The 12,111-nt window shown below is 72.1% G+C and carries 12 protein-coding genes and 1 tRNA gene; 7 read left to right on the forward strand and 6 right to left on the reverse strand.

From position 1 onward, the window contains the following. Positions 1-16: 16 nt before the first annotated feature. The 4 genes from ABZY13_RS03820 to bcp all read right to left on the reverse strand — a co-directional run bounded on the left by ABZY13_RS03820 (position 17) and on the right by bcp (position 2,013). Positions 17-89: transfer RNA gene (locus ABZY13_RS03820), tRNA-Leu, on the reverse strand. Next, positions 54-761: an HNH endonuclease gene (locus ABZY13_RS03825; protein WP_356627254.1), complete on the reverse strand. Its 708-nt coding sequence runs from the start codon at positions 759-761 to the stop codon at positions 54-56. The genes ABZY13_RS03820 and ABZY13_RS03825 overlap by 36 nt, the downstream gene beginning before the upstream one ends. Beyond that, complete coding sequence (locus ABZY13_RS03830; RefSeq protein WP_356627255.1) at positions 758-1,399, reverse strand: HNH endonuclease signature motif containing protein; 642 nt, start codon at positions 1,397-1,399, stop codon at positions 758-760. The genes ABZY13_RS03825 and ABZY13_RS03830 overlap by 4 nt, the downstream gene beginning before the upstream one ends. 146 nt (positions 1,400-1,545) lie before the next feature. Next, entirely contained in the window at positions 1,546-2,013 is a 468-nt protein-coding gene (gene bcp, locus ABZY13_RS03835) for a thioredoxin-dependent thiol peroxidase (RefSeq protein ID WP_356627256.1), read from the reverse strand. 98 nt (positions 2,014-2,111) lie between these two features. Between bcp and ABZY13_RS03840 the strand changes: the two genes are divergently transcribed. Next, positions 2,112-2,441 (forward strand): DUF3618 domain-containing protein, encoded by a 330-nt coding sequence (locus tag ABZY13_RS03840; RefSeq protein WP_356627257.1) that lies wholly within the window; start codon positions 2,112-2,114, stop codon positions 2,439-2,441. A gap of 49 nt (positions 2,442-2,490) precedes the next feature. Then, on the forward strand, positions 2,491-2,847 hold the full coding sequence (locus ABZY13_RS03845) for a co-chaperone GroES (protein ID WP_356627258.1): 357 nt from the start codon (positions 2,491-2,493) through the stop codon (positions 2,845-2,847). Positions 2,848-2,911: 64 nt separating this feature from the next. Here the strand turns inward: ABZY13_RS03845 and ABZY13_RS03850 are convergent, their stop codons facing one another. After that, positions 2,912-5,305 (reverse strand): transglycosylase domain-containing protein, encoded by a 2,394-nt coding sequence (locus ABZY13_RS03850; RefSeq protein WP_356627259.1) that lies wholly within the window; start codon positions 5,303-5,305, stop codon positions 2,912-2,914. A gap of 196 nt (positions 5,306-5,501) precedes the next feature. On the opposite strand from ABZY13_RS03850, the gene ABZY13_RS03855 reads away from it, so the two are divergent. From ABZY13_RS03855 to ABZY13_RS03870, 4 genes are all read left to right on the forward strand, one after another. Next, complete coding sequence (locus ABZY13_RS03855; protein ID WP_356627362.1) at positions 5,502-6,287, forward strand: ABC-2 family transporter protein; 786 nt, start codon at positions 5,502-5,504, stop codon at positions 6,285-6,287. 49 nt (positions 6,288-6,336) lie between these two features. After that, the gene (locus ABZY13_RS03860; RefSeq protein WP_356627363.1) at positions 6,337-7,101 is read left to right on the forward strand and encodes an ABC transporter permease; all 765 of its coding nucleotides are present in this window, start codon (positions 6,337-6,339) and stop codon (positions 7,099-7,101) included. 7 nt (positions 7,102-7,108) lie between these two features. Then, a complete protein-coding gene (locus ABZY13_RS03865; protein WP_356627260.1) occupies positions 7,109-8,140 on the forward strand; it encodes an ATP-binding cassette domain-containing protein in 1,032 nt (343 codons plus the stop codon). A 100-nt stretch (positions 8,141-8,240) separates the two neighbouring features. Then, positions 8,241-9,041, forward strand: coding sequence for a DUF1707 domain-containing protein (locus tag ABZY13_RS03870; RefSeq protein ID WP_356627261.1), 801 nt, complete (start codon positions 8,241-8,243; stop codon positions 9,039-9,041). 148 nt (positions 9,042-9,189) lie between these two features. Here the strand turns inward: ABZY13_RS03870 and ABZY13_RS03875 are convergent, their stop codons facing one another. Then, on the reverse strand, positions 9,190-10,512 hold the full coding sequence (locus ABZY13_RS03875) for an SGNH/GDSL hydrolase family protein (protein ID WP_356627262.1): 1,323 nt from the start codon (positions 10,510-10,512) through the stop codon (positions 9,190-9,192). 255 nt (positions 10,513-10,767) lie between these two features. On the opposite strand from ABZY13_RS03875, the gene ABZY13_RS03880 reads away from it, so the two are divergent. Next, the gene (locus ABZY13_RS03880; protein WP_356627364.1) at positions 10,768-12,102 is read left to right on the forward strand and encodes a DUF445 domain-containing protein; all 1,335 of its coding nucleotides are present in this window, start codon (positions 10,768-10,770) and stop codon (positions 12,100-12,102) included. The last annotated feature ends 9 nt before the right edge of the window (positions 12,103-12,111 follow it).

The following is a 12,111-nucleotide window of genomic DNA, read 5'->3' on the forward strand; positions in this document are numbered from 1 at the left end:
ATGGCGCCTTCTCACGTGCGCCCGGTCGGATTCGAACCGACAAACACGACCACCTAAAGATCGCCGCTCGGCCGTTGGCGTACGGGCGCCTGGCTGCGGACCACTTTACTGGGCCCTCCGCGGCACCAGGTACTGGTTACCGCGTGGCAGTTCGGACACAGCAACCTAAGGTTCTCCCGCCGGTCGTCGCTCCAGTCTCCGTTGATGTGATCCACCTCGAGGGTCATGGGTTTGCCGAACCACTGGGGATCGATGCCGCAGTCGTCGCATCGTTCCGGTACGCCGATCGCATGGAGGGCTCGACGCAGCAGCGCGGACTTCGTGCGGCCTTTGCCGTCGTGCTTGACGAGGATGTCTTCGGGCTGCTTGGCGAGGTGGGGGCGCGCTTTGCCGCGGTGCTGCGCCCGTCCCAGGAAATGGTCGGTCGTGAGGCCCTCGTCGGTGATCCACTCCCGCAACATCGCACGCTGGCTGACATTGTCCGGGCGGCCGAGGCGACGTAAGGCTTCGGCGATGGACGTGGACCCCTCCACCGCTATGCGCAGCGCGTCGCTGGTGGGGCGTGTGCGCTGCTTGGTGAGCCTTCCGCGGTATCGGAAGTGCGAGATGTCGATGTCGAAGTCGGTGAACCGCTTGACGAGGTATCGCCGGAGTGAGCCGTAGGGCCGTGTGCCGAAGAAGGCGATCACTTCGTCAAGGCTGGCGCATTGCTCGGCGGCCTTGGCCAGTCGCTCGCGGGTGTACCGCACGCCGCGGCTCATCGGCTTCCGCGCCCCTTGCCCCGGCCGCGGTAGTTGTCCGTCGTGGAGTGGCAGTTCGGGCAGAGCAGCCGCAGGTTCCCGATGCGGTTGTCCCGCCAATTGCCGTCGATGTGGTCGACTTCCAGGGGAAGCGGCCGACCGCGCCACCACGCGTCCGTGCCGCAGAAAGCGCAGCGTTCCGGCACCCCCATGGCCGCCATCGCCCACCTGAGGCGGTCGCTGGGAATGCGCCGGGCCTCGCCCATGGGTTGTTCGACGAGGAGGCCCTCCGGAGTGCGAGGGCTGCGTGGCTTGCCCCGCTGGGACGGAAACCGGAAATGCGACGTGTCGATCCCGTACGCCTTGACCCGGCGGCTGATGTGCGTGTGATGCCCGCCGACGACTTCGAGTCCGAGGCGGCGCAGCACCTCGCACATGTTCGTCGACGCCGAGACGGCTGCCTGGAGCACCTCTCGGTTCCACTTGACTTCGGGCTCGAAGTGGGAGACATCCACTCCGAGTTTGTTCATGCGCTCCCAGACGTATCTCCGGGTCGAACTCCTCGGATCCACCCCCAACCTCACCAACGCCTCCGAGAGATTCCGCGCCCCCCGAGCCGCCTCCTCCAGCCGCTCCCTGGTGTACGCACTGGCCCCCATCGAGACCCCTCCGTTTCTCGACCACCCGTTCGTGATCTCGTACGGAGTAACGAACCGTTTATCGGACGGTCACGCACGGAAAGTGGAACGGCCCGTACCGGAGATGCCGGTGCGAGCCGTTGGGAGTCGCGGAAGGACGAGGACGGTCAGACGCCCAGATCCTTGATGATCTTGGCGACGTGCCCCGTCGCGCGGACGTTGTACAGGGCACGCTCGACCTTGCCCTCCTCGTCCACCACGATCGTGGAGCGGATGACGCCCAGGTAGGTGCGGCCGTAGTTCTTCTTCTCGCCGTACGCGCCGTACGCGTCGAGGACCTTGTGGTCCGGGTCGGCCAGGAGGGTGACCTTGAGGGACTCCTTCTCGCGGAACTTCGCGAGCTTCTCGGGGGTGTCCGGGGAGATGCCGAGGACGTCGTAGCCGGCGCCGGCCAGGAGGTCGAGGTTGTCGGTGAAGTCGCAGGCCTGCTTGGTGCAGCCCGGTGTCAGGGCGGCCGGGTAGAAGTAGACGATGACCTTGCGGCCCCGGTGGTCCGCCAGGGAGACGTCGTTGCCGTCGGCGTCGGGCAGGGTGAAGTCGGGGGCCACGTCCCCGGGCTGGAGTCGCTCGCTCATCGGACCAGCGTAACCGGGGGTGTGCACGGTGCGGGCCGCCGGGGAACTGACAGACTGTCCGGAAGAAGCATGCATCGGTTGACTTCGGAGGCCCCACCGTGGCGGACACGTCGGACACGAGAACCCCGGCGCAGATCGAGGCGGACATCAAGCGCCGCCGGGCGATGCTGGCCGAGACGCTCGACGAGATCGGGGTGCGGGTGCATCCGAAGACGATCGTCGGGGACGCCAAGGCCAAGGTGGCCTCGAACATCGACCACACGCTGGGCCGGGCGTACGTCCAGGTGAACCGGGCGCTGACGGACGTGCGGGCGCAGTTCGTGGACGAGGAGGGCGCGCCCCGGATGTCGCGTGTGCTGCCCGTCGCGCTGGTGGCCGTGGGCGTGGTCGGCCTGTTCGTGGCCGGCGGCCGGCGGCGTCGGCGCTGATGCGACCCTCTCGCGTACGCATTCGGCCGAGGCAGGTAGGTTCACAGGCGTGAGCGCCAACAGAAACGACGACAGCACCCATCCCGACAAGCTGCCCATCCGGATGTTGCACGACCGTGTGCTCGTGCGGCAGGACACCAGTGAGGGTGAGCGGCGTTCCGGCGGCGGCATTCTGATTCCCGCCACGGCGGCCGTGGGCCGTCGGCTGGCGTGGGCGGAGGTCGTGGCGGTGGGGCAGAACGTGCGGACGGTGGAGCCCGGGGACCGGGTTCTGTACGACCCGGAGGACCGTGCCGAGGTGGAGGTGCGGGGCGTGGCGTACGTGCTGATGCGCGAGCGCGATCTGCACGCCGTGGCCGCGGACCGGTTCGAGGGGTCCGAGGACTCGACGGGGTTGTATCTGTAGTTCCCCGCAGCGGGAGAGGACGGGACCGGCGACGTTCGTCGCCGGTCCCGTCGGCCTGTGCGGATCACTGTCTGCGGCTTGTCACCGGCCCCGGTCCAGGGCCTGTCCCCGTGGTCGTGCCGGTCGTGCCCGTTGTGGTGCCGCCGTCCGCCGTGCCTCCGGGGAGGCCGCCCGTCGTGGTGCCGCCGGTGTCGGTGCCGGCCGTGGCGCCGCCGTCCGTGGTGGCGCCGCCGTCCGTGGTGGCGCCGCCCGTGACGGGTCCGCCGGTGGTGGCGCCGCCGTCGGTGGCCGTGCCGCCCGTGGTGGTCGTGGTGCCGCCGCCGGGTGTGGTGGGGCTGTCGGTCCGGCCGCCGTCGTCGTCGCCTCCCGTGGTCGTGCCGCCGCCGTCGGAGGGTTCCTCGGGCTCGGGGGCGCCGGTGTCGTCGGGGATGTCGGGGATCTGCCACTCGTCGGTGCGGCCGTCCTGGACGCGCAGGTCGAAGTCGGTGGCGGGGGTGTCCTTCAGTGCCTCGCGGGTGTACTGGGCCCAGATCTGTGCGGGCGGGCCGCCGCCGTTGACGCGGGGCAGGCCGAGGGCGCCGTAGAGGGGCTTGTGGTCGGCGGTCACGGGGTCCTGGCCCATGACGGCGACGACCGTGGCGAGGTCGGGGGTGTAGCCGGCGAACCAGGCGGCGGTGTCCTCCTCGGCGGTGCCGGTCTTGCCGGCCGCGGGGCGGCCGGCGGCCTGGGCCTCGGTGCCGGTGCCGTTGCGGACGACGCTGCGCAGGACGGCGGTGGTGGTGTCGGCGGCCTCCCGGGTCACCGCCTGCCGGGTTCCGCGCTCGGGCAGGGGGATCTCTGCGCCGTCCTTGGTGATCTTCTCGACCATGGTGTAGGTGCCGTGTTCGCCGTGGTTGGCGAGGGTGGCGTAGGCCTCGGCCATGTCCAGGGCGCTCGCGGTGGCGGTGCCGAGGGCGACGGAGGGGCCGGCGTGGAGGCTGGGGGTGTCGGGGGAGAGGCCGAGGTCGACGGCGGTGTCCTTGACCTTCTGAGGGCCGACGTCGACGGCCATCTGCGCGTAGACGGAGTTGACGGACTTGTCGGTGGCCTCGCGGACGCTGATGTCGCCGTAGGAGACCTGGTCCTCGTTCTCGGGGGCGTACGAGCCGGTCCAGCCTTCGACGGGGCGTTCGCTGGTGCCGTCGTAGACGGTGTCGGGGGTGATGACGCGGCCGTCCTGGGTGGTGGAGTCGTGGTGGACGGCGGCGGTGAGGACGAAGGGCTTGAAGGTGGAGCCGACCTGGAAGTCCCGTCGGGTGGCGCCGTTGGTGTACTGCTTGACGTAGTCGATGCCGCCGTACATCGCGACGACCCTGCCGGTCCTGGGGTCGACGGAGGCGCCGCCCGCGCGGACGTACGTGTCGACCTTGCGGCTCTCGTCGAGGCGGGAGACGAGTTTGTCGTTGACGGCCTTCACGAAGGCGTCCTGCTTGGGCTTCTCCAGGGTGGTGGTGATCCGGTAGCCGCCCGCTTCGAGTTCCTCCTCGCTGACGACGCCGTGCCCGGTCAGGTATTCCTGGACGGCGTCCACGAGGTAGCCGCGCTGCCCGGACAGGCCGGTGGAGACGGTGGCCTCCTTCGGCATGGGGAAGTCGAGGCCGGCCCGCTCGGCGCTGCCGAGCCAGCCTTCCTTGACCATGCCGTCGAGCACGTAGCGCCAGCGGGCCTCGGCGGCGCGCCGGTTCTGGGGGTGGGCGACGACGTCGTACTCGCTGGGCGCGTTGAGCAGGGCGGCGAGGTAGGCGCCGCGTGCGGCGTCGAGGTCCTTGGCGTCGATGCCGTAGTAGGCCTGCGCGGCGGCCTGGATGCCGTAGGCGTTGCGGCCGAAGTAGCTGGTGTTGAGGTAGCCCTCGAGGATGTCGGCCTTGCTCTTCTCGCGGTCGAGTTTGATCGCGATGAAGAACTCCTTCGCCTTGCGGGTGAGGGTCTGTTCCTGGGCGAGGTAGTAGTTCTTCACGTACTGCTGGGTGATGGTGGACCCGGACTGGCGGCCCTTGCCGGTGGCGGTGTTCCAGGCGGCGCGCACCATGGCCTTGGGGTCGACGGCGGACTCGGTGTAGAAGTCGCGGTCCTCGGCGGCGAGTACGGCGTGCTGGGCGGCCTTGGAGACCTGTGCGAGCCGGACGTTCTCGCGGTTGACCTCGCCGTCGCGGGCGAGCTGGGAGCCGTCGGCGTAGAGGTAGACGTTGCTCTGCTGGACGGCGAGCGCGTTGGCCGGCGGGATGTGGACCAGGGAGTAGCCGAGGACGAAGCCGCCGACGAGCAGCATGCCGGCGATGATCAAGGTGCCGAGTACGGTGCGCCAGGTGGGGATGATCCTGCGCCAGCCGGTGCGCCGGGGCCGCCCGGGCTTCTTCCCGGGCCCCGTGAGGCCCTGGACCACCGGCTGCTGTGGTTTCGGCTGCGGCTCGTCGCTCATGTCGTGCACGGACTCCTGATTCACGTCTTCCTGCCGTACGTCCCCTGGTTGAAGACTCTCGCACCAAGCGATCCGTTCCCTGATCGCGGCACGCGTCCGGCGGGAAATTGCGTGGCGTGCCGTCGGCGGCGGCCAGTAGGCTCCTGCGCTTCGGTGTCGGGCGGTGCGGGAGGCGGTCGGTGTGGGCGCGGGGCGGCTGTACCTGTCGGTCGCGGTGGGCGGCTTCCGGCGGTACGCGACCTACCGGGTGGCGACGGCGGCGGGCGTGTTCACGAACACCGTGTTCGGGCTGATCCTCGTCTACACCTATCTGGCGCTGTGGGACGAGAGGCCGGGCCTCGGCGGGTACGACCAGGCGCAGGCCGTGACCTATGTGTGGCTGGGGCAGGCGCTGCTGTCGACGCTCGCGATCGGGGGCGGGGGTTTCGAGACGGAGCTGATGGAGCGCATCCGTACGGGGGACGTGGCGATCGACCTGTACCGTCCGGCGGACCTGCAGTTGTGGTGGCTGGCCTCGGACGTGGGGCGGGCGATGTTCCAGCTGCTGGGGCGCGGGGTGGCGCCGTTCGCGTTCGGTGCGCTGGTGTTCGACGTGGCGTTGCCGTCGGAGGCGGGGACGTGGGCGGCGGCGCTGGTGGCGGTGGTGCTGGGGATGGTGGTGAGCTTCGGCATCCGGTACCTGATGGCGCTGTCGGCGTTCTGGCTGCTGGACGGCACGGGGGTGTCGCAGATGGGGATGCTGGTCGGGTTCTTCTGCTCGGGGATGCTGCTGCCGCTGAACCTGTTCCCGGGGCCGCTGGGGGAGGTCGTGCGGGCGCTGCCGTGGGCGTCGCTGCTGCAGGCGCCGGCGGATGTGCTGCTGGGGCGGGCCGATGTGTGGGGCACGTTCGCGTTCCAGGGGGCGTGGGCGGTGGCGCTGCTGGGGGCGGGGCGGCTGGTGCAGTCGGCGGCGACGCGGCGGGTGGTGGTGCAGGGTGGCTGACGTGACCCGGGTGGGGGAGGGGCTGCGGGCGTACCGGCTGATCGCCGGGATGTGGGTCCGTTCCACCATGGCGTACCGGGCTTCCTTCGCCATGACGACGCTGGGCAACTTCCTGGCGACGGGGCTGGACTTCGTGGCGATCCTGCTGATGTTCTCCCGTGTGGACGCGCTCGGCGGCTACTCGCTGCCCGAGATCGCGTTCCTGTACGGGCTGACCAATCTGGCGTTCGGGTTCGCGGATCTGGCGATCGGGTCGGCGGAGCGGCTGGGGCGGCGGGTGCGCGACGGCACGCTGGACACGCTGCTGGTGCGTCCGGCGCCGGTGCTGGCGCAGGTGTGCGCGGACCGGTTCGCGCTGCGCCGGCTGGGCCGGATCGTGCAGGCGTCGCTGGTGCTGGGGTATGCGCTGGCTTCGCTGGACGTGGACTGGACGCCGGCGAAGGTGCTGCTGATGCCGGTGATGGTGGTGAGCGGGTGCGGGATCTTCTGCGCGGTGTTCGTGGCGGGGGCGGCGTTCCAGTTCGTGGCGCAGGACGCGTCGGAGGTGCAGAACGCGTTCACGTACGGGGGCACGACGATGCTCCAGTATCCGCCGACGGTGTTCGGCAGGGAGCTGGTGCGCGGGGTGACGTTCGTGCTGCCGCTGGCCTTCGTCAACTGGGTGCCGGCCGCGTATGTGCTGGGGCGGCCGTATCCGCTGTGGCTGCCGGAGTGGGTGGCGTTCGCGCCGCCTCTGGTGGCGGTGGGGTGTGGTGCGCTCGCCGGGGCGGCGTGGCGGGCGGGCCTTCGTTCGTACCGGAGCACGGGGAGTTAGGGCGGTCATGACGGACAGCGGGATCGACGGGGTCGGCGGCGCCGGCGGATCGGGTGGGGCCGGGAGGGGCGGCGGCGCGTTCATCGAACTGGACGCCGTCGAGAAGGTGTTCGACGTTCGGAGGAAGGCGGGCTTCCTGCGGCGGGAGCGGCAGCAGGTGCGGGCGGTCGACTCGCTCTCCTTCTCCGTGGCGCGCGGCGAGATGGTCGGCTACATCGGCCCGAACGGCGCCGGCAAGTCGACCACGATCAAGATGCTGACGGGCATCCTCACCCCGAGCGGCGGCCGGCTGCGGGTCGCCGGCATCGACCCGTCGCGGGAGCGGGCCCGCCTGGCGCACCGGATCGGCGTGGTGTTCGGGCAGCGCACCACCCTGTGGTGGGACCTGCCGCTGATCGACTCGTACCGCCTGGTGCACCGCATGTACCGCATCCCCGGGGCCCGTTACCGCGAGAACCTCGACCGCTGCGTGGAACTCCTCGAACTGGGCGGCCTGCTGGACGTCCCGGTCCGTCAGCTCTCGCTCGGCCAGCGGATGCGCGGCGACATCGCGGCGGCGCTGCTGCACGACCCCGAGGTGCTGTACCTGGACGAGCCGACCATCGGCCTGGACGTCGTGTCCAAGGCCAGGGTGCGGGAGTTCCTGCGCGACCTGAACGCCGAGCGCGGCACGACGGTGCTGCTGACCACGCACGACCTCCAGGACATCGAGCAGGTGTGCTCCCGCGTGATGGTCATCGACCACGGCCGGCTGATGTACGACGGCCCGCTCGCCGGCCTGCACCAGGCGGGCGAGAGCGAGCGCACCCTCGTGGTCGACCTGGAGCGCGAACTGCCGCCCGTCGACGTGCCGCCGCCCGCGCGGGTCGTGCGGGTCGAGGGGCCGCGTCAGTGGCTGGCGTTCCCGGCGTCGGCGTCGGCGGCGCCGCTGGTGGCGCGGATCGCGGCGGAGTACCCGCTGGTCGACCTGTCGGTGCGGGAGCCGGACATCGAGGCCGTCATCGCGCGCATGTACGCCCAGGAGAGGGCGACGGCGTAGCACCGGGCGAGGGGCCGGCGCGGCCGGAGGGCGGGCGGCGGGGTGGTCGGGGGCGGGCGACGGCGTAGTGCCGGGCCGGGGGAATCCGTAGGCTGACCGTATGACCGACGATGCCCCGGAGCTGCGCGCCTCCGACGCCGACCGTGAGCGAGTGGCCGAGGTCCTGCGGGACGCCCTCGCGGAGGGCCGGCTGGACATGACGGAGTTCGAGGACCGCCTGGACGCCACGTACAAGGCCCGCACCTACGGGGAGCTGGAGCCGATCACCCGCGACCTGCCGGCCGGACCGTCCGTCTCCCTGATCCAGGAACCCGGGGGCGACGGCGGCTGGGCGGACCGGATCACCGGCGGGGAGGGGACGTCCGAGTGGGGCGTCGCGGTGATGTCCGGCTTCCAGCGCAAGGGCCACTGGACGGTGCCGCGCCGCTTCAACTGCTTCGCCTTCTGGGGCGGCGGCGACATCGACCTGCGCGAGGCGTACTTCGCCGACCGGGAGGTCCAGATCAACTGCGTCGCCGTGATGGGCGGCGTGAACGTCGTCGTGCCGCCCGGCGTCGAGGTCGTGGTGCGCGGGATCGGCGTGATGGGCGGCTTCGACCACCGCGAGGAGGGCGTCCCGGCGGAACCGGGCGCGCCCCGGGTGGTCATCACCGGGTTCGCCTTCTGGGGCGGCGTGGGCGTCGAACGCAAACCGACCCGGGCGGAGCGCCGCCGGCTGAAGGAGGAGCGCCGCCTGGACAAGCGGGACCGCAGGGCGGCCCGCCGCGAGCTCCACGCGGAGTTCCGCGAGAACATCGAGAGCGCCCACCACCGCATGCTGGAGGGGCACCGCGACCTGATGAACCACCACCGCGAGGAGCGCCGGGAGCGCCGCGCCCGCCGCCGGCCCGGCGACGGCTGACCGAGGCCCTCGACGGCGGCCCCGGCCCTTCGCGGCTGCCGGAGGGCGCCCGCGTGCGGCGGGCCGGGACGGGGCGCGGAAACCGCCCCCGCCCGCCGCGGGGGTCGCCCGGCCCGGACCAGGCGGGGGCGGTCGTGGCCGTCGTGCCTCACAGCCGCGCCGACGTGGCCCCCTCCAGGGACCCCGCCTCGACGGCCGCCGCCATCGCCGCGTACCCCGCGTCGCTCGGGTGGAGATGGTCGCCGGAGTCGTAGCGCGGGAGCAGGCGGCGCGGGTCGTACGGGTCGCGCACCGCCTCGTCGAAGTCCGCCACGGCGTCGAAGACGCGGCCCGCGCGGATCTCGGCGTTGACGCGCTGCCGCACGGCCTCGCGGGCGTCGGTGTAGCCGCGGTGGCCGTGGAAGGGCATCAGGGTGGCCCCGACGGCGCGGATGCCGCGGGCGTGGGCGCGGTCGACCAGCTCGCGCAGGCCGTCGAGGATCGGCTCGGGGTCGGTGACGGACGGGGTGCGCAGGATGTCGTTGACGCCGAGGGCGATGACGACGACCTCGACGTTCGCGCCGCCGAGGACGTCTCGGGCGAAGCGGTTCAGGCCGCTGGGGTTGTCGGCGGGGCGGCCGAGGCCGTCGGTGAGGACGCGGTTGCCGCTGATGCCGTGGTTGACGACGCCGTAGCGGGGCGCGTCCGGCCCGGCGTCCGCCAGTCGGCGGGCGAGCACGTCGGGCCAGCGGCGGTTGGCGCCGACGGTGGAGGTGATGCCGTCGGTGAGGGAGTCTCCGAACGCGACGAGGGTCCCGGCGGCCTCCGCGCTGAGGACGTCCAGCGCCGTCAGGTACCGCCAGGACCCGGTGCGCCCGGTGAACGGCGTTCCGCTCTCGTCGCCCGCCCGGTCGCCGCGCGCGGCGTACGAGACCTGCCGCGCGTGCGGGTGGACGGTGACGGGTCCGGGCTCGGCGGGGGAGTACGTCGTCACCAGTACGTCCGCGTCCGCCGGCACGGCGATGCGCACGGGGTCGCTGGTGACCTGCTGCCCCGGCGGCACGACGACCTCGCCGTCCCCGTCGAAGGTTAGCCGCCGCAGCGTGCCCGGCACCGCCGCGGGCCCGTCCCCGGCGGCGAGGGCGAGGGTGGCGTGGGCGACGGTCAGCGGGCCGCGCCCGTAGAGATTGGACAGCGTGATCCGGGCACTCGTACCGCCGACGCTCGTGTGCACGACGTTGCGCACCGTGCGGTCGGTGAGGCCCGCCGTCTCGGTGCCGGGCTCGGCGGCGGCCGGGGAGGCGGCCCAGGACCCGACCCAGGTCGCGGTGGACGCGGGCGCGGCCGGCCGGTGCGACGGGCGGGGGCCCGCGGCCGTACGCCGGACGGCCGTACCGTCGTCGGAGCGGTCGGCGTGGATGCCGGCCGCGGCGGCCACGATCAGACAGAGGATCGTGGCGAGCAGGGCATAACCGTGATGACGCCTGGTCATGCGGGTGCGGTTCTCCTCGCGGGCAATGGGGCCACCACTCATGACCGGTCGCCCCACGAATGATCACTCCATGATGAGCCATGGCACGGGAGCCGCCGACGCGGGAACCACTGACCGGGAACCACGGACGCGGGACCACCGGCGCGCGGGAACCGCCGGCACGGGGAACTGTCGACACGGGGAACTACCGGCGCGGCCCGGGAGTCCGTCAGGAAGGACAATGTCACCGTGGGGGACCGGGAACGGGTGGAGTGGATGGACCGTACGAATCCGGAGGGGCCCGGCGGGCCGGCGGGACGCCCCGCCGTCGCCACCGCCGTCCGCGCGATGACGACCTTCAGCCCCGCCGACGAGGAGAAGCAGCGCGGCGTACGCCGGATGAAACTGACGGCGACCGGCCTGCTGCTGTTCGTGGCGCTGGTGTACGTCCTGGCCAAGTGGGCCGCGAACGCCGGCGCCGGCCCCTGGGCGGGGTACGTCGCCGCGGCGGCCGAGGCCGGGATGGTCGGCGCGCTCGCCGACTGGTTCGCGGTCACCGCCCTGTTCCGCCGCCCGCTGGGGCTGCCCATCCCGCACACCGCGATCATCCCCACGAAGAAGGACCAGCTCGGCGTCTCGCTGGGCGAGTTCGTCGGCGAGAACTTCCTCTCCGAGGCCGTCGTACGGCAGCGGCTGCGCGCCGTCGGCATCGGCAGCCGCCTCGGCGCGTGGCTCGCCGAGCCGCAGAACGCCGACCGGGTCACCGCGGAGCTGGCCACCGCCCTGCGCGGCGCGCTCACCGTCCTGCGCGACTCCGACGTCCAGGCGGTGGTCGGCGAGGCCATCACCCGGCGCGCGAACGCCCAGGAGATCGCGCCCGGCATCGGCAAGATGCTGGAGAAGGTCGTCGCCGACGGCGGCCACAAACGCGTCGTCGACCTCGTCGTCACCCGCGCGCACGACTGGCTCGTCCTGCACGCCGACTCCGTGATGGACGCCGTCCAGGGCGGCGCCCCCGGCTGGACCCCGCGTTTCGTGGACCGCAAGGTCGGCGAGCGCGTCTACAAGGAACTGCTGCGCTTCTGCGCCGAGATGCGCGACATGCCCTCCCACCCCGCGCGCGGCGCCCTCGACCGCTTCCTGTCCGACTTCGCCTCCGACCTGCAGTCCGACACCGACACCCGGGCGCGCGTGGAGCGGCTCAAGGGCGAGGTCCTGGGCCGCGGCGAGGTGCAGGACCTGATCGCGTCCGCCTGGACGGCCGTACGCTCCATGATCGTCGCGGCGGCGGAGGACGAGCGCAGCGAGCTGCGGCTGCGGGTGCGGGCGTCGCTGCTGTCGCTCGGGGCGCGGATGGCGAGCGAGCCCAAGGTGCAGAACAAGGTCGACAGCTGGGTGGAGGGCGCCGCGGTGCACGTCGTGACGACGTACCGGGGGGAGATCACCTCCCTGATCACGGACACCGTGGCGAGCTGGGACGCCGAGCACACCACGAAGAAGATCGAGGCGAACATCGGCCGCGACCTGCAGTTCATCCGCATCAACGGCACGGTCGTCGGCTCGCTCGCCGGGTTGCTGATCTACACCGTGTCCCGTCTCCTGGGAGCCTAGCCCTCGTTC

It is taken from the genome of Streptomyces sp. NPDC006610 (assembly GCF_040611575.1).
Classification (GTDB): Bacteria; Actinomycetota; Actinomycetes; order Streptomycetales; family Streptomycetaceae; genus Streptomyces.